Annotated in this window: 13 protein-coding genes and 1 pseudogene; 4 read left to right on the top strand and 10 right to left on the bottom strand. The window is 74.4% G+C overall.

The window, feature by feature from the left end:
• Positions 1–146: 146 nt before the first annotated feature.
• From AC07FJ_RS18350 to AC07FJ_RS18340, 3 genes and pseudogenes are all read left to right on the top strand, one after another.
• Positions 147–1,100 carry an RNA polymerase sigma factor SigF gene (locus AC07FJ_RS18350; RefSeq protein ID WP_479050087.1) on the top strand — a complete coding sequence of 318 codons (954 nt, stop codon included), beginning with the start codon at positions 147–149 and terminating at the stop codon, positions 1,098–1,100.
• A gap of 158 nt (positions 1,101–1,258) precedes the next feature.
• Positions 1,259–2,395, top strand: a complete 1,137-nt coding sequence (locus tag AC07FJ_RS18345) for a DegT/DnrJ/EryC1/StrS family aminotransferase (RefSeq protein WP_479050208.1) — start codon at positions 1,259–1,261, stop codon at positions 2,393–2,395.
• Positions 2,385–3,638, top strand: a pseudogene (locus AC07FJ_RS18340) (lipopolysaccharide biosynthesis protein); the annotation flags it as partial. The gene AC07FJ_RS18345 and the pseudogene AC07FJ_RS18340, both read left to right, overlap by 11 nt.
• Positions 3,639–3,648: 10 nt before the next feature.
• Here the strand turns inward: AC07FJ_RS18340 and AC07FJ_RS18335 are convergent.
• The 10 genes from AC07FJ_RS18335 to hutU form a co-directional block, all read right to left on the bottom strand.
• Positions 3,649–4,710 (bottom strand): glycoside hydrolase family 26 protein, encoded by a 1,062-nt coding sequence (locus AC07FJ_RS18335; RefSeq protein ID WP_479050085.1) that lies wholly within the window; start codon positions 4,708–4,710, stop codon positions 3,649–3,651.
• Positions 4,707–5,084: a hypothetical protein gene (locus AC07FJ_RS18330; RefSeq protein WP_479050083.1), complete on the bottom strand. Its 378-nt coding sequence runs from the start codon at positions 5,082–5,084 to the stop codon at positions 4,707–4,709. The genes AC07FJ_RS18335 and AC07FJ_RS18330 overlap by 4 nt, the downstream gene beginning before the upstream one ends.
• Positions 5,081–6,976 (bottom strand): hypothetical protein, encoded by a 1,896-nt coding sequence (locus tag AC07FJ_RS18325; protein WP_479050081.1) that lies wholly within the window; start codon positions 6,974–6,976, stop codon positions 5,081–5,083. Before AC07FJ_RS18325 ends, AC07FJ_RS18330 begins: the two co-directional genes overlap by 4 nt.
• 38 nt (positions 6,977–7,014) lie before the next feature.
• Positions 7,015–7,809 carry a polysaccharide deacetylase family protein gene (locus AC07FJ_RS18320; protein WP_479050079.1) on the bottom strand — a complete coding sequence of 265 codons (795 nt, stop codon included), beginning with the start codon at positions 7,807–7,809 and terminating at the stop codon, positions 7,015–7,017.
• Positions 7,806–9,113 (bottom strand): glycosyltransferase family 2 protein, encoded by a 1,308-nt coding sequence (locus tag AC07FJ_RS18315; protein ID WP_479050077.1) that lies wholly within the window; start codon positions 9,111–9,113, stop codon positions 7,806–7,808. The genes AC07FJ_RS18320 and AC07FJ_RS18315 overlap by 4 nt, the downstream gene beginning before the upstream one ends.
• A gap of 15 nt (positions 9,114–9,128) precedes the next feature.
• A complete protein-coding gene (locus tag AC07FJ_RS18310; RefSeq protein ID WP_479050076.1) occupies positions 9,129–10,232 on the bottom strand; it encodes a GNAT family N-acetyltransferase in 1,104 nt (367 codons plus the stop codon).
• Positions 10,233–10,385: 153 nt separating this feature from the next.
• On the bottom strand, positions 10,386–11,633 hold the full coding sequence (gene hutI, locus AC07FJ_RS18305) for an imidazolonepropionase (RefSeq protein WP_479050074.1): 1,248 nt from the start codon (positions 11,631–11,633) through the stop codon (positions 10,386–10,388).
• Between the two features lie 98 nt (positions 11,634–11,731).
• Entirely contained in the window at positions 11,732–13,072 is a 1,341-nt protein-coding gene (locus AC07FJ_RS18300) for a formimidoylglutamate deiminase (protein WP_479050072.1), read from the bottom strand.
• Positions 13,063–14,253, bottom strand: coding sequence for an allantoate amidohydrolase (locus tag AC07FJ_RS18295; RefSeq protein ID WP_479050206.1), 1,191 nt, complete (start codon positions 14,251–14,253; stop codon positions 13,063–13,065). The genes AC07FJ_RS18300 and AC07FJ_RS18295 overlap by 10 nt, the downstream gene beginning before the upstream one ends.
• 20 nt (positions 14,254–14,273) lie before the next feature.
• Positions 14,274–15,938 (bottom strand): urocanate hydratase, encoded by a 1,665-nt coding sequence (hutU, locus tag AC07FJ_RS18290; protein ID WP_468289033.1) that lies wholly within the window; start codon positions 15,936–15,938, stop codon positions 14,274–14,276.
• 149 nt (positions 15,939–16,087) lie between these two features.
• On the opposite strand from hutU, the gene AC07FJ_RS18285 reads away from it, so the two are divergent.
• Positions 16,088–17,482, top strand: coding sequence for a type III PLP-dependent enzyme domain-containing protein (locus AC07FJ_RS18285; protein WP_479050071.1), 1,395 nt, complete (start codon positions 16,088–16,090; stop codon positions 17,480–17,482).
• Positions 17,483–17,501 lie beyond the last annotated feature (19 nt).

Raw genomic sequence — 17,501 nt, 5'->3', positions numbered from 1 at the left:
CAATTGACACTTGCAACGACCTAGGAAGAGCGGGTAGGGCTAGTAGGGACACCCATCCACCCACCCAGCCGGCTTTGGAGGCGCCGCACACCGCAGCGACGCAATTCGGCATCGGCGGCCTTATGCCGAGAACGATGGAGGAGACCATGTCACCCCGGCTCGACGAGACGCGTACCCCCGACGCGGCGTCGATAACTCCGCTCGAACTCATTCCCACCCCCGACGACCCCACCGGCGAGACCACCCCCGATCTCCTCGCCGAAACCGGCCCGAGCGGTCTGAACGGCATCAGCAGCCTCAGCGGCCTGCCCGAGATCCCGCCGTACGACGAGGTCGGACCGCTCGACGCGCGCGCCCTGTCGAAGACGCTCTTCGCCCGCCTCGAGACGCTCGAGGAGGGCACGCACGAGTACGCGTACGTCCGCAACACCCTCGTCGAGCTCAACCTCGCCCTGGTCAAGTTCGCCGCCTCCCGGTTCCGCTCCCGCAGCGAACCGATGGAGGACATCATCCAGGTCGGCACCATCGGCCTGATCAAGGCCATCGACCGGTTCGAACTCGCCCGCGGGGTCGAGTTCCCCACCTTCGCGATGCCGACCATCGTCGGCGAGATCAAGCGCTTCTTCCGCGACACCTCGTGGTCCGTGCGCGTCCCGCGCCGGCTCCAGGAGCTCCGCCTCGACCTGGCCAAGGCCGGTGACGAGCTCGCCCAGGAGCTGGACCGCGCCCCGACCGTCGGTGAGCTCGCCGAGAAACTCGGCATCACCAAGGAGGAGGTCGTCGAGGGCATGGCGGCGAGCAACGCGTACACCGCGAGCTCGCTCGACGCCCAGCCCGAGGAGGACGACACGGAGGGCGCGCTCGCGGACCGCATCGGCTACGAGGACCACGGCCTGGAGGGCATCGAGTACATCGAGTCCCTCAAGCCGCTGATCGCCTCGCTGCCCGCCCGCGACCGCACGATCCTCTCCCTGCGGTTCGTCGCCGGCATGACGCAGTCGGAGATCGGCGAGGAGCTCAACATCTCGCAGATGCACGTCTCGCGGCTGCTCTCCCGCACCCTGGGCAAGCTCCGCAAGGGGCTGACCGTGGAGGAGTGACCCCTCCCCGCCCCCTGTCCGAAGGGCCCGTTTCCGTCAAGGGATGGGCCCTTCGGCCGTCTTGACGGAGTCGTCCCCCCGGGGCCACATTGGCCCGGGGGCAGGGGGGTCACATGCGGTATGCGGCTTACGCGGCCTACGCGGGTCTGGAAGAGCGCATGCGGGCGCGGCTCGGCAGGGAGTGCCTGTACGTGCCGTCGTGCCGGCTCGGGCTGTACGTGGCGCTGCGCCACTGGTGCCCGCCCGGCGGCCGGGTGCTCATGTCCCCGGTCAACGACGACGTCATCCTCTTCGTGGTCCTCGCCGCGGGCCTGCGCCCCGTACAGGCGCCGCTGAACCCACGGGACGGGTCCCTCGACCCGGCGGCCGTCCCGGAGGCGGTGTGGCGCGGCCTGTCCGCCGTCCTGACCACCAACCTGTACGGGAACCCCGACCCCGCCCCGGAACTGGCCGAACGGTGCCGCGCCTTGGGCATCCCGCTGCTGGAGGACGCGGCGCACGCGATCGGCGGCGAGGTCGGCGGGCGCCCCGTCGGCACGCACGGCGAGGCGTCGGTCTTCAGCCTCTCCAAGCACACCGGCGCGAAGACCGGCGGCTTCCTCGCCGTACGCGACCCCGCGCTCTACGGCGAACTGGCGCGGGCGCGCGACGCGTTGCTGCTCCCGTCCCGGCCGGCCGCCGAACTCGCCTACGCCGTACGCCCGTACGCCGAGGCGGCGGTGCGCGGGATGCGGCTCGTACAGGCCGCGCGGGCCGCGCTGCGGGCGCTCGGCCGGGAGGAGCGCGCGGGGATCCGGATGCCGCTGCGGCCGGCGGAGCTCAAGGACGCCCTGTCCGCCGCCTCCGGGCTCGTACCGTTCGACGCGTGGGTCCGGGTGGACCTGCACGACTACCGGCTCGCCCCCGGGCGGGTACGCCTGCGCCGTACGGAGCGGCTCCTCGGGCGCCTGGACGCGACGCTGGCGGCCCACCGTGCCGGTACGGAGAAGCTGCTGGCGTCACCCTGGGGAGACACCCGGGCGCCCGTCCGGCCACTCTTCCGGGTGCCGTTGCTGGTCGAGGACCGGGACGCGGCCGTCGCCGCCCTCGCGCGGGCGCGCGTGCCCACCGGGTACCTGTACGACCCGCCGCTGGACGACTACGCGGGGCCCCTCTTCACCGACCCCTCACCGCGGCCCGAGGGCGCCCGGTGGTTCGCGCGCCACACGCTGCCCGCCGATCCGCTCCGGGCGGACCAGGTCCTGGAGGTGCTGCGCGCGTCGGGCGCCCGGCCCGCGGGCCCCTGTGGTGGCTGACACCGTCGCGCGCGCCGGCGGCGACTCGATGTTCCGCAACGCCTACGCGCTGATGCTGTCCACCGGCGTCTCGGCCGCGCTCGGACTCGGCTTCTGGCTGGTCGCCGCCCGCCACTACACCGAGGAGGCCGTCGGGCAGGGCTCCGCCGCCATCGCCGCGATGCGGCTGCTCGCCTCGGTCACCGCCACGACGATGATCGGCGCGGTGGTGCGGTACGTGCCGCGCGCGGGGCGGGCCACGGGGCCGCTGGTGTGGCGCGCGTACGCCGTCAGCTCGCCGGTGGTGGCGACGGCGAGCGTGGCGTTCCTGCTGACGCTGGACCTGTGGGGGCCGTCGTACGCGCCGCTGCGCGGCCCGGCCGCCGGGGCGTTCTTCGTCGTCGCGTGCGTGGCGTGGGCGCTGCTCACCCTCCAGGACGGCGTCCTGACGGGCCTGCGCACGGCCGTGTGGGTGCCCGTCGGCAACGCCGTCTTCTCGCTCGGCAAGCTGCTCCTGCTGGTGGCCTTCGCGGGCGCGCTGCCCGTGCTGGGCATCTTCGTCTCGTGGGCCGTCGCCATCGCCCTGTCGGTGCTGCCGCTCGGCTGGCTGGTGTTCCGGCGGCTCATCCCGCGCCAGGCCGCCGCCGACCGGGACCGGGAGCCGCCGACGGCGCGCGAGATGGGGCGGTTCCTCGCCGGGGACTCGGTGGGCGCGCTGTTCAGCCTGGCGATGATCAACCTGCTGCCGGTGATGGTCGCCGTCCGCTTCGACGCCGCGCACAACGGCTGGTTCTACACCGCGTACACGGTCGGCGGGACCATGGAGTTCCTGGCCATCAACATGGCCTCCTCCCTCACCGCGCACGCCTCGCACAGCCCCGAGTCGCTCGCCGAGGGCGTACGCGGCGCGCTACGCCGCATGGCGCTGCTGCTGGTGCCGGTGGTGGCGGTGCTCGTCGTCTTCGCGCCGTGGATCCTCACGCCCTTCGGGGCGGCGTACGCCGAGCACGGCACCCTCGTGCTGCGGCTGCTGGCCGCGGCGGCGCTGCCGCGCGTCGCGGTCGAGCTCTACATCGGGGTGCTGCGGGTGCAGGGGCGCACGGGCATGCTGGCCGCCGTGCAGGGCGCCATGTGCGTCCTGGTGCTGGGGAGCGCGGCCGTGCTGACGGCGTCGGCGGGGATCGCGGGGGCGGGGCTCGCGGTGCTGCTGTCGATGGCGGTGATGGCGCTGGTGGCGGCGCCGGGGCTGCGGGCGGCGCTGCGGCCGAAGGGGGTCACCGGGGCGGGACGGGCTGCTTGAAGTAGGGGTCCTGGCCGGCCAGGCGGTACCCCTCCAGGCCGGGCCCGGCGTTGACGGTGAGGTCGCACCCGTCGCCCGGCACCGGGCGGTTCCAGTGGACCAGCGCCTTGACCTTCGGCAGGGTCGGCGCGACCTTCGGGATCTCGGCGTACCAGTCGCGCTGGCGCTGCGGCCGCGCCGGGTCGGGTGCGGTGGCGAACTCGGCCAGCATGAGGGGCTTCTCGGCCGAGACGTGGGCGCGCAGCCAGTCGTAGGAGGGGCGCTGGCTGCGCTCGAAGTCCAGCCAGGTCGTCGTCTTGTGGCAGAGGTGGTAGTTGTACTGGTCCATGCCGATCCAGTCGACGTACGCGTCGCCCGGATACAGCTCCTTCATCTGCCGCGCGTTCCCCAGGTAGCCGGAGACCGTCCACACCCACACCACGTTGTCCACGCCGAGCCGCTCGAACCGGTCGTGGAGGTGGCGCCAGGCGGCGACGAACTCGGCCGGGGTGCCGGCGCCCTCCTTGAGGCGGAAGTCGGTCTCCTGGTCGAAGGAGAGGAAGACCCGCTTGCCGTACGCCTTGATGCGGCGCGCCTGCGGGTCGATGACCTCCTCGTCGTACGCGCCGGAGGCGATGTTCTTCCAGCCGAGCTGCCGCTCCGTCCAGTTGGCGTGGTGGGGCTCGGTCCAGACGGTGGACTCCCACGCCAGCATCAGCAGCCGCTCGCGGCCGAGCTCCTGCTCGTCGGGGGTGAGGAGCTGTCCGTCGAGCTCGGTGCCGGACATGTCGTGGTAGTTGTAGACGAGATCGAGCTTCCTGCCGATCTTCTGCTCGAAGTCGGTCACCGCGTCCGTGAGGGACCCGTTCGCCGCGTACGGCACGTAGGCGCCCCACCAGGCCCCGCAAGGGGGCTCCAGCAGCGCGGTGGCCGCGCAGGGATCGTCGGCCCGGGTGCCGTCGGGCCGGGTGGCCGTCCACATCCCGAGCCCGAGGAGCAGCGCCCCGACGACGGCGAGGGCGAGGGCGAGCGCCGTGTACGTACCCCGCCACCTCATCCGGCGCCCTCGCGGGTGTCCGCCGGGAGCGGTACCCCGGGAAGGGCGGCGGCCACCGTCACGAAGACGGCCAGCGACACCAGGAACGCCGCGGTGGAGAAGGCCTCCGCCAGGAACAGCGCCGTCGCGACGAGCGCGGCCAGTGACAGGCTCAGCGGCACGGCGAGCGCCAGCGTCTCCAGCGGCTGCGCCCGGGCGCCGTGCCGCGGGTGCAGCAGCGCCAGGCCCGGGGCGAGCGTCAGGAACAGCAGCACCGGGACCCAGCGCAGGGGCGAGCCGCCCGGCAGCGCGGTGGCGGCGAGGACCGGCCATCCGGAGGCGGCCAGGGCCACCCTGGTCCATGTTCCGGTCCGCGCGTGGTGGTTCGGCTTCATGGTGATCCCCCTGTCACCGTGGGGACGTACCGCAGGACGAGACCGTGCTCGCTCTCCTCCACCACGCGGAAGAGCGGTGACCGCTTGAGGGCGGCCGTCAGCGTGTCGAAGCCGCCGGGCGGCAGGTAGCCCTCGCCGATGACCGCCTCCTCCTGGGTGGGGGTGAGGATCACGTACGCCCGCCGGCCCTCGGGGATGCCCCGCGCCAGGTAACCGGCCGGGTCGCGCAGCATCCTCAGGTTCTCGGGCACGTCCTGCTCGGTGAAGAACCAGCGTTCGTACCGGTCGTAGCGGGTGTACGCGCCGGGGAATGACCCGGTGGTGGCGAGGATCAGCGAGCCGGCCGGAGCCCGGTCGTACGCGCGCGTCACCAGCGCGGTCTCGGCGGGCGGCGCGTAGTGCATGCCCTCCTTGCCGTAGTAGGACGGCAGGAAGCCCGCGAGCAGCGCGGTGAGGGCGACGGGCAGGGCGACGGCCGCCACGCGCCGAGCCGTGCGGGCGGCACCGGCGGCCGGGACCAGCGCGGCCGCCGCGAAGAACGCCGTCTCGGGCAGGCCGAACAGGTAGACGCGGAAGAGCATTTCGCCGCCGTAGTCGTTGACGGCGAACATCGGCACGGGCGCCGCCGCCGCCAGCAGCAGCGGCAGGGCCGTGCGCACCAGGCGGCGGCGCAGGAGTACGGCCGTACCGGCGAGGACGGCGAGGGCCAGCACCATGAGGACGTTGGCGGTGCCGACCAGCTCGGGGCCGGGCCCGGTGGGCTCCCCGGCGTATCCCGCGCGGGAGTTGCCGAGCAGGTCCCCGGCCGACTCGCGCAGGCTGCCGAGGGTCTCCAGGAACAGCACCCGGCCCATCGTCAGGTCCCAGGCCAGCATGATCAGGCCGGTGACGGCGAGCAGCCCGAGGTTGCGGTAGCGGCGCGTGAGGCACAGCGCGAACAGCGTGGCGCACAGCATGACGGGCGTGAGCTGGTGCGCCGCGTTGACGGCCGCGACCAGCGGTACGAGGAGCAGCACCCCGGCCGCGCGCCGCCGCAGGCCCGTGGACGGTGGCGCGACGGCCGCCGCCGGGTCGAGCCGGTCCCTGTCGCGCAGCCGCCCGGCGGAGCCCGGCCGGACGAAGTGCCGTACGACGACGAGGAGGACGGTGAGGTGGAGCAGGTACGCGAAGCCCTGCGGCGCGAGGTAGTCCTGGCCGACCCAGTTCGCCAGCTGGAAGATCCACACGCCCGTCCACACCAGCCGCCGGTCGTCGGTGAAGGTGCGGTAGAGCAGCGTCAGCACGGGCAGGGTGAGCACGCCGAACGCGACGGGCGCCCAGTTGACGTACGCGGCGGCCGACTCCACGCCAACGGCCCGTACGAGCGCGGCGTTGAGCGCGAAGAAACCCGGCCACTGGTCGTACGCCGACATGCCGCCCGACAGCTCGGCGTACGGGTGGACCGTGCCCTCCGCGAGGAGCCGGGTGATGACGGCGTCGTGCTTGGACGCCCACGCGTACCGCACCCCGTCGTACAGCAGGGCGGGCGGGGCCTTGAGCGCCACCAGCATCGCCACGCAGTAGGTGGCGGGCCACCAGGTCCCGGACCGGGCGCCCCGCCGCAGGGTGAGCGCGAACCCGGCCGTCAGCGCGGCGAGCGCGGCGTAGAAGGCGGCCGGGAAGCGGTCCAGGAGGCCGTAGTCGCCGATGGCGCGGAAGTCCACGTGGGGCAGGGCGTACAGCCACAGGGCGGCGGCCGACAGCAGCGGCAGCGCGGCGAGGGCGGTGCGCGGCGAACGGCGCGCTCCGCGCGAGGGGGACGGGGGCGCGTCCGCGGTCCCCCCCGCCGGGGCGTCCGCCCCTCCCCCGGCCGGCGCGGCGGCGACCGGCGCGGGCACGCGTTGCTGCCCCACTGTGCGACCCCCTCTCTCTCGACGTCTTCCGGCCGCTCCTAGCCCGCGAACACGGGCCCGCGCACCGCCGCTCTCGCCCGCCGGTACACCCGCCACCCGACGGTCGCCGGCGAGTCCGGGTACGGCGCCGTCCGCGCGCCCCGGCCCTGCATCCAGCGCTCGACGTCGGCGACGGTGTGCGTACGGCGCAGGATGAGCCGGGCGATGCGGTACGTCTCGTCCGTGCGGGAGCTGAGGGCGTGCCGTACGGCGACGGCGGACGCGTAGCCGGCCTCCCGCGCGGCCCGCCGTACGGCGCGGCTGTTGTAGCCGTGCGGGTAGGCCAGGTGGGCCACCTCGTGGCCGAGCACGTCCTCCAGGGCCGCCTTGGAGTCGCGCAGCTCCCGGCGGACGGCCCGGGGCGGGAGCACGTCCAGCTGGGGGTGGGTGACGGTGTGCGCGCCGACCTCCAGGCCGTACTGCTCCAGCAGCGGTGCCTGCGCGAGCGCCATCATCGGCGCGGGCGGCAGCAGGCAGGCGCGGCCCGGGGTGATGGCCCCGGTCGTCAGATAGGCGGTGGCGGGCAGGGAGCGGGCGGCGAGCGCCTCCGCGGTCGGGCCGGGCAGGTCGGCGAAGCCGTCGTCGAAGGTGAGCACAACGGGCCGGGGCGGCAGGCCGCCCTTCCCCGCGAGGTGGTCGGCGAGGGCGCTGAGCGGCACGGGGGTGCGGCCGCTCGCCACGACGGCGTCGAGCTGCGCCGCGAAGTCGGCGGGCGTGACGGTGAACTCGGCGATCCAGGGCGGCGGGTCGTCCGTCACGGCGTGGTACAGCAGCACCGGCACGGGTGTCCTCATCGGGCCTCACCGCTTCCGCCGCTTCTGAGGCGCAGCCGCGCGCGGGCGTAGCCGACGGGCCCGTACAGCATGCCCAGCCGCTCCAGGCGGGAGAGGGAGCGCGGCCAGGGGTGGCCGTGGGCCCCGTGTGCGCCGGGGGCGGCGACTCCGGGGGCGGCGCCGCGCGCGGCGGTCATCGCGCGGGCGTGGGCCAGGCCGCGCGGGAGGCGGGCGAGGAGCGCGGGCAGCAGGGCGGGGCGGCGGACGGCGAGGGCCGTGAGGTACGCGGTGAGCCCGGCGCCGTAGCCGTACGCCTGCCGGCGCAGGTCCTGCCAGGTCTCGCGGTGGTGGTGCCAGACGAGCGCGTCGGGCGTGTAGCGCAGGCGGTGCCCGGCGGCGAGGACGCGGACGAAGGCGTACAGGTCGTCGCCGCCCTTGGCGGGCGTGCCGGTGCCGGTGGCGGGGTCGAAGCCGCCCACGGCCTTCAGGGCGCTCGCGCGGAAGGCCATGTTGGCGCCCGAGCCGAAGCTGCCCGCCGTGAACGGGAAGAGCGGCTCGTCGGCGGGCGGGCGCGCCGGGTCCCAGGTGCGCGGCGTGAAGCCCTTGGCGAAGCCGCCGTGGCTCTCCAGGAGGACCTGGGCGGGCGTACGCAGCCGGGCGGGCAGGATCAGGCCGGTGACACAGCCGGTGCCCGGGTCGGCGGCGAAGGGCGCGGTGAGGGCGGACAGCCAGTGCGGATCGGCGACCACGTCGTCGTCGGTGAAGGCGAGGACGGCGCCGTCGGCGACGGCCGCGCCCCTGTTGTGGGCGGCGGCGAGACCGGGGACGTCCTCCCGGACGTACCGGACGGTGGGGTACTTCGCGGCGATGAGGTCACGTGTGTCGGTGGTGCGGGGCGCGTTGTCGACGACGACGGTCTCGTGGTCGGGGTGGTCCTGGGCGAGGAGCGAGTCCAGGGCGCGGGCGAGCTGCCCGGCGCGCTCGCGGGTGGCGACGACGATGGTCGTCCGGGGCAGGTCGCCGTACGGTTCCACCGGTGGCCGGGGCCCCGTGCCGGCCAGGTGCTCGCGGGCGAGGGCCGCGACCGCGCGGGCGGGGTCCACGGTGGCGGCGAGACGGCCCAGGACGGTGCCGACGGGCCTGCCCCGGACCCGTACGAGAGCGAAGACCCACTCCGTCGGCTCGTCGGCGCACCGGAAGGAGCGGATGGAGGCGCCGTCCACGTCCGGGTCCGGGTCCAGGTCCAGGTCCGTGAGGTCGTCGAGGTCGAGGTCCAGGTCGAGGTCGGCGACGGCGATCGGCGGCCGGGGCGGGCTGTGCGGCATGAGGGAGCTCCTCCTTCAGCGGCGGCGGAGCCGGCCGGCCTGGTTGAGTGCCTGCCGGGCGTATCCCGCGAGGCGGGGCCGGTCGCGTACGAAGCGGTGGGCGCGGCGGCGCGGCTCACGGGCGATCCGGTACAGGCCCGCGCGCACTCCGGGGCGTACGGAGGCCCCTTCGTAGACCCGCAGTTCACCGGTCTTGAGGGCGTCCTTGTACTCGGCGGCGCCGCGCCCGAGGTCGAGCATCCCGATGCCCGCCGCGGCGGCCGCCTCGGCCAGGCGCAGGTGCAGGATCAGGCCGGGCGAGTACGTGGCGTAGGCGGGGTCGTACGCCGGGAACCAGCACGACAGGACGGTGCGGGAGCGCAGCCCGAAGTGGGCGGCGACCGGCCGCCCGGAGACGTACAGCACGGACAGCACTCCGGAACAGCCGGGCGCGCGCGTGCGGTGCAGGCCGCGCACCAGGGCGCTGATCCACTCCCGCGCGAACCGGTCGCGGCGGCCGGTACGGCGGTACTGGGCCGACTTCCACGCCATGAGCGTGCGCAGGGCGGCCGGGTCGCGCTCGTCGAACACGAACCGCACCTCCCCGGCCCGGCGGCCGAGGCGCCGTTCCTTGGCGAGGGTGGTCTTCAGGAACTTGGGCGACCGCGCGCGCAGGGCCCTCTCGTACGCCGCGTACCCCTCCCCGACGTCGATGACGGGCGAGGCGAACTCCTCGGCGGCGTCCGCGACGAACAGGCCCTGTCCGGCCTCGAGGTTGTCGAACCTCCAGGCGGTCAGCCCGCAGCCGCGCAGCAGCGCGGGGCCCGTCGTCCTCAGACCGGCTCGGAACACCCCTCCCTGGCAGTCCGAAACGCCGTGTCCGATGGCCCGTCCGTGGCCCAGGGGGCCGTTCTCGTACGGGAGGAACCCGGCCGTCTCGCCGCCTTCGGAGAGGACGGCGACGCGCGCCGTGCCGGGGCGTACGCGGGCGACGGCGAGGGTGAACTCCGGCTCCATGAAGGGGTTGGCGGGGACTTTGGAGGTGGCGCGCAGTGCGCGCCACGTCTCCAGGTCCCCTTCGGTCAGCTCCCCCGGCCTGACGACATGGACGCGGACGCCCTGTTCACGCGCAGCGCTCAACTCCGACCCCCGGTCCCGGTTCCCCGGTCTCCCCCATGAGCCTTGCTGGACGAGACGGTACCGGGTCAAATCCCCTTAGGACAGGGTTACTTACGCATGTGGTGACCGAGGGGAAGCCTGGGGTGGCCAGAGGGGCCGGAGAGGCGGGAGGGGTCAGACCTCGCGTACGCCGCCGCGCCAGACCGCCGCGGCGAGCGGGACGCCCGGGCGGTAGGCCAGGTGGACGTGGGACGGGGCGTCGAGGAGGACCAGGTCCGCGCGGGCGCCGGGGGTGAGGCGGCCGATGTCCTCGCGGCGCAGGGCGGCGGCCCCGCCGGCGGTGGCGGACCAGAGCGCCTCGTCGGGCGTCATGCCCATGTCCCGTACGGCGAGGGCGATGCAGAACGGCATGGAGGAGGTGAAGGAGGAGCCGGGGTTGCAGTCCGTGGACAGGGCGACGGTCACGCCCGCGTCCAGGAGGCGGCGGGCGTCCGGCCACTCGGCGCGGGTGGAGAACTCGGCACCCGGCAGCAGGGTCGCGACCGTGCCGCCGCTCGCGAGGGCGTCCACATCGGCCTGGGTGAGGTGGGTGCAGTGGTCGGCGGAGGCGGCGTCGAGTTCGACGGCGAGCTGGACGCCGGGGCCGTACGACAGCTGGTTGGCGTGGACGCGGGGGTGCAGGCCGCGCGCCTTGCCCGCGGTGAGGATGGCGCGGGCCTGGTCGCCGTCGAAGGCGCCCTTCTCGCAGAAGACGTCGATCCAGCGGGCGTGCGGGGCGCACGCCTCCAGCATCGGGCCGGTGACGAGGTCGACGTAGCCGGCCGGGTCGTCGGCGTAGTCGGGGGAGACGATGTGCGCGCCGAGGTAGGTGACCTCGTCGGTGTGGCGGGCGGCGATGCGCAGGGCGCGGGCCTCGTCCTCGATGGTGAGGCCGTAGCCGGACTTGGTCTCGAAGGTGGTCGTGCCCTGGCGCAGGGCCTCGCGCAGATAGCGGGTGAGGTTGGCTTCGAGGGCCTCGTCGGTGGCGGCGCGGGTGGCGGCGACGGTGGTGCGGATGCCGCCGGCGGCGTACGGCTGCCCGGACATGCGGGCGTTGAACTCGGCGGTGCGGTCGCCCGCGAAGACCAGGTGGGAGTGGGAGTCGACGAAGCCGGGGACGACGGCCCGGCCGCCGGCGTCGACCCGATTGTCAGTGGCGGGTGCTTTGCTGGCTTCACCGATCCAGGAGACGCGGTCGCCGTCGATGACGACGGCCGCGTCCCGGATCAGGCCGAGGGGGGATCCGTCACCGAGGGAGGGGTCGTTGGTGACCAGGCTGGCGATGTTGGTGATGACGGTCGCCGTCGCCGCGACGGCGCTGTTCGTCGTGGCGGGGGCGGGCGTCGCCGCGGGGGTGTTCGTGATCTCCGGACCGCTGCTCATGGTGAGGGGTGCCTCCTTCGGTCGTGCGGGCTTCGGTCGTGCGGGCGCGGGTGCGGGTGCGGGTGGTGCCGGCCGCGTCGCCGGTCGCGTCGGTCGCGTCAGTCGCGCAGGGCGGCGATCGCGTCCGCCAGTGCCCGGGGGACGTCCGGGACCTGGGCGTGGGCCCCGTCCCGCACGACATGGCGGCCTCCCACGACCGTATGCCGCACATCCGCTGCCGACGCGGCGAATACCGCCGTCTCGGCTGCCAGACGCGGTGGCGGCCCCGCTGTCCTGACCGAGTCGAGCGCGATCGTCGTGAAGTCGGCGAGCGCGCCCGGCGCCAGGCGGCCGGCGTCGGGCCAGCCGAGGGCCGCGTGGCCGTCGGCGGTGGCGGCGCGCAGCAGCGCGGCGGCCGTCCAGTGGCCGCGCGTGCGGGTGCGCAGGCGCTCGTCGAGCTCCATCGCGCGGGCCTCCTCCAGCAGGTCGATCACCGCGTGGCTGTCGCTGCCCAGCGACAGGGGCGAGCCGGCCTTCTGGAGGGCGGCGGCGGGGCCGATGCCGTCGGCCAGGTCGCGCTCGGTCGTCGGGCACATGCAGGTGCCGGTGGCGGAGCCGCCGAGCAGGGCGATGTCCTCGTCGGTGAGGTGGGTGTTGTGGACGCCGGTGGTGTGCGCGCCGAGCACGCCGTGGTCGGCGAGCAGACGGGTCGGGGTGCGGCCGTGGGCGGCCAGGCACGCCTCGTTCTCCGCCGTCTGCTCGGAGAGGTGGACGTGCAGCGGCGCCCGGCGCTCGGCGGCCCACTGGGCGACCGTGGACAGCTGGTCGGCGGGGACCGCGCGGACGGAGTGGATGGCGGCGCCCACCCGGGCGTGCTCCCGCTCCTTGAGCAGCGCGGCGCGCTCGGCCCAGGCCTCGGCGGTGCCGTCGGAGAAGCGCAGCTGGTGGTCGTTGGGCGGCTCGCCGAAGCCGCTCGACAGGTACGCCGTGTCGAGCAGCGTGATCCGGATGCCTGCCTCGCCGGCCGCCGCGACGAGCGCCTCGCCCATGGCGTTGGGATCGGCGTAGGGGGTACCACCGGGCGCGTGGTGCAGGTAGTGGAACTCACCGACGGCGGTGATGCCGGCGAGCGCCATCTCGGCGTACGTCGCCCGCGCGAGCGCGTGGTACGTGTCCGGGGTGAGCCGCTGGGCGACCCCGTACATGACCTCGCGCCAGGTCCAGAAGGTGCCGCTGCCCACCTGTACGGAGCCGCGCAGGGCCCGGTGGAAGGCGTGGCTGTGCGCGTTCGCGAGCCCGGGGAGCGTCAGGCCCCGCAGGACGGTCGCGCCCGTCGGCGGGGTGGCGACGCCGGTGCGGACGGCGGTGATCCGGCCGTCCGCCCCGGCGTCGAGGACCACGCCCGACTCGACCGCCGGGTCCAGCCAGGCGTGCTCCAGCCAGTACGTGGTCACGCGCATGCCAGCCCTTCCAGTACGTCGGCGAGGGCGTGGACGCCCGCCACGCAGTCGTCCTCGGTCGCGGACTCCGCCGGGGAGTGCGAGACGCCCGTGGGGTTCCGTACGAACAGCATGGCCGTCGGGATGGAGGCCGACAGGATGCCCGCGTCATGCCCGGCGCCGGTGCCGAGGACCGGGATGCCGCCGCCGAGGATCTTGGCGAGCTCGTCGCGCAGCGCGTGCGCGAACTCGACGACCGGCGTGAAGGACTCCCGGACGACCGTGAGGTCGATCCCGTGCCGGTCGGCGTACTCGCGCGCCGCCCGCTCGATGCCGGACACGACCGTGTCCAGCGTCTCCTGGTCGGCCGCGCGCGAGTCGAGCCAGCCGCGTACCAGCGACGGGATGGCGTTGACGCCGTTCGGTTCGACGGAGATCTTGCCGAAGGTGGCCACCGCGCCCGCCAGCTCCGCCTCGCGGCGGGCGGCGAGCACGGTCTCGGCGTACGTCAGCATCGGGTCGCGCCGGTCGACCAGCCGGGTGGTGCCGGCGTGGTTGGCCTCGCCGTGGAAGTCGTACCGCCAGCGGCCGTGCGGCCAGATGGCGGAGGCGATGCCGACCGGGTCGCCGGACAGGTCCAGGGCCCGGCCCTGCTCGACGTGGAGTTCGACGAACGCGCCGATGCGCGCGAGCCGCTCCGGGTCCGGGCCGATGGCCTCCGGGTCGTACCCGGCCTCCTCCATGGCCCGCGGCAGCGGGACGCCGTCGCCGTCGCGCAGCGCGTACGCCGCCTCCTTGGTCAGCTGCCCGGCGGTCAGCCGGGAGCCGACGCAGGCGAGGCCGAAGCGGGCGCCCTCCTCGTCGCCGAAGTTGGTGACGGCGACCGGCCGGCGGAACTCCACACCCCTGTGGCGGAGTTCGTCCAGCGCGGCGAAGGAGGACACGACGCCCAGCGGGCCGTCGAAGGCGCCGCCGTCCGGGACGGAGTCCAGGTGCGAGCCGGTGACGATCGCGCCCTCACCGAGGGGGTCGCCGAGCCAGGCCCACTGGTTGCCGTTGCGGTCGGTCTCGTAGGTGAGACCGCGGGACTCGGCCTGCTCCTGGAACCAGGTGCGGCAGTCGGCATCGGCGCCGGTCCAGGCGTACCGGCGGTAGCCGCCGGAGGCCGGGTTCCGGCCCACCGGCAGCAGGTCCCGCCACATCTCCTGGAAGGTCGGGGACGTCACGCGTCGTCACCCTCGCGCATCGGGACCCGGACACCCTTCTCGTCCGCGACCGTCTCGGCGATGTCGTAACCGGCGTCCACGTGCCGGATGACGCCCATGCCCGGGTCGTTGGTCAGCACGCGGCGGATCTTCTCGCCCGCCAGCGGCGTGCCGTCGGCGACCGTGACCTGGCCCGCGTGGATGGAGCGGCCCATGCCGACACCGCCGCCGTGGTGGAGGGAGACCCAGGAGGCGCCGGAGGCGACGTTCACCATGGCGTTGAGGAGCGGCCAGTCGGCGATGGCGTCCGAGCCGTCGAGCATGGCCTCGGTCTCGCGGTACGGGGAGGCGACGGAGCCGCAGTCGAGGTGGTCGCGGCCGATGACGACCGGCGCGGACAGCTCACCGCTCGCCACCATGTCGTTGAAGCGCTCGCCCGCGCGGTCGCGCTCGCCGTAGCCGAGCCAGCAGATGCGGGCGGGCAGGCCCTGGAAGTGGACGCGCTCGCCGGCCATCTTGATCCACCGGGCGAGGGACTCGTTCTCGGGGAAGAGGTCGAGGATCGCGCGGTCGGTCGCGGCGATGTCCTTGGGGTCGCCGGACAGGGCGGCCCAGCGGAAGGGGCCCTTGCCCTCGCAGAAGAGGGGCCGGATGTAGGCGGGCACGAAGCCGGGGAAGGCGAAGGCGCGGTCGTAGCCGGCGAGCTGCGCCTCGCCGCGGATGGAGTTGCCGTAGTCGAAGACCTCGGCGCCCGCGTCCATGAAGCCGACCATGGCCTCCACGTGCCGGGCCATCGACTCGCGGGCCCGCTGGGTGAAGTCGGCGGGCTTCTCGGCGGCGTACGACGCCATGTCCTCGAAGGCGACGCCGACCGGCAGGTAGGCGAGCGGGTCGTGGGCGGAGGTCTGGTCGGTGACGATGTCGATGGGCGCGCCCATGGCGAGCAGCTGCGGGACGAGCTCGGCGGCGTTGCCGAGGACGCCGATGGAGAGCGGCTTGCGGGCGTCGCGGGCCTCGGTGGCGAGGGCGAGGGCGTGGTCGAGGGAGTCGGCCTTCACGTCGAGGTAGCGGTGCTCGATGCGGCGCTCGATGGCGCGCGGGTCGCAGTCGATGCAGATCGCGACGCCGTCGTTCATCGTCACGGCGAGCGGCTGGGCGCCGCCCATGCCGCCGAGACCGGCCGTCAGGGTGATGGTCCCGGCCAGCGTGCCGCCGAACTTCTTCGCGGCGACGGCGGCGAACGTCTCGTACGTGCCCTGGAGGATGCCCTGGGTGCCGATGTAGATCCACGAACCGGCGGTCATCTGCCCGTACATGGTCAGGCCGAGCTGCTCCAGGCGCCGGAACTCCTCCCAGTTCGCCCAGTCGCCCACCAGGTTGGAGTTGGCGATGAGGACGCGCGGCGCCCACTCGTGGGTCTGCATGACGCCGACCGGGCGGCCGGACTGGACGAGCATCGTCTCGTCCTGCTTCAGGGTCCGCAGCGTACGGACCATGGCGTCGAACGAACGCCAGTCGCGCGCGGCCTTGCCGGTGCCGCCGTAGACGACGAGCTTGTCGGGGTGCTCGGCGACCTCGGGGTCGAGGTTGTTCTGCAGCATCCGCAGGGCGGCTTCCTGCTGCCATCCCAGGGCGCTCAGTTCCGTACCGCGCGGGGCCCGTACGGGGCGGGGTCCTGACATGGGGGTGCCTCCTCGAAACGACTGCACGAAGACGTGTGGGAACGAAGACGTGGGGGACGTGTTGCAGAATCAGTTATTCACATATTGGCCTGCTGAATAGAAGTAGTCAACGGCTGCGGTCGCGCACGCCGGGTGATTGGCTGGAGCACATGGCTTCGAACCGTCGCGATCACGCCGTGCGAGCCGCGGTCGACCAGGGCCTCCTCACCGAGGCCGAGCCCGTCGTCGCGCTCCTCGACACCGACGGCGTCCGCGCCTCCGCCGCCGCCCTGCGCGCCGCCTTCGCCGCCGTCACCGACGCGCCCGTGCTGCACGCCTTCGCCGTCAAGGCCTGCCCGCTCGTCCCCGTCCTGCGCCTGCTGTACGAGGCGGGGCTCGGCGCCGAGGTCGCGAGCCCCGGCGAGCTGGCCCTGGCCCGCGCCGCGGGGGTCGACCCGGCCCGGATCGTCCTCGACTCGCCGGCCAAGACGCCCGCCGAGCTGCGCGAGGCCCTCGCCCTCGGGATCGCCGTCAACGCCGACAACCCGCAGGAGCTCGCCCGTATCGACGCCCTGCTCGCGCAGGCGCCGAGCGCCTCGCCCCTCGGGCTGCGGGTCAACCCGCAGATCGGCGGCGGCACCATCAACGCCCTGTCCACCGCCACCGCCACCTCCAAGTTCGGCGTGGCGCTGCGCGACGAGGGCGCCCGCGCCCGCGTCGTCCGGGCGTACCTCGAACGCCCGTGGCTCACCCGGCTGCACACCCACTCCGGCTCCCAGGGCCTGCCGCTGTCGCTCCTCGTCACCGGTGTCCGCGCGGCGTACGAACTCGCCGAGGAGATCAACGCCGCCGCCGGGCGCCGCCAGGTCGACACCCTCGACATCGGCGGCGGCCTCCCGGTGAACTTCGCCTCCGACGAGGAGACCCCGACGTACGCCGCGTACGCCCGCCTCCTCGCCACCGAGGTACCCGGGCTGTTCGACGGGCGCTACGGCCTGGTGACCGAGTTCGGCCGGTCGCTGCTGGCCAAGCACGGCACGGTCCTCGCCCGCGTCGAGTACACCAAGACGTCCGGCTCCCGGCCCATCGCCGTCACCCACGCGGGCGTCCAGGTCGCCACCCGTACCGTCTACGACCCCGCCTCCTGGCCGCTGAGGATCGCCGCGTACGACGCACAGGGGCTGCCCAAGGAGGACGGCCCGGCCGTCGACCAGGACGTGGCGGGCCCCGCCTGCTTCGCGGGCGACCTCCTCGCCGTCGCGCGCCCGCTGCCGCTCCTCGAACCGGGCGACGTGGTGGCGGCGCTGGACACCGGGGCGTACTACTTCGCGCACCACTACGCGTACAACTCCCTGCCCCGCCCCGGCGTGTACGGCTACACCGCGGGCGACGACGGGACGGTCCGCTTCACCACCGTGCGGCCGCCGCAGAGCGTCGCCGAGATCGTCGCCGAGGCGGGCGGCGGTCAGCCGGACGCGCTGGTGTCCCCGGACGGGCCGATGCGCCCGGACGGGACGATCCGCCCGGTCGCGCCGGTGCGCCCGGACGTACCAGCGTCCGACTGACGCCGTGTCTCCGGGGCAC

Source organism: Streptomyces sp. NPDC045998, from assembly GCF_056430285.1.
The sequence above is the reverse complement of the archived record's forward strand: the minus strand, read 5'-3'. Positions and strand labels throughout refer to the sequence as shown.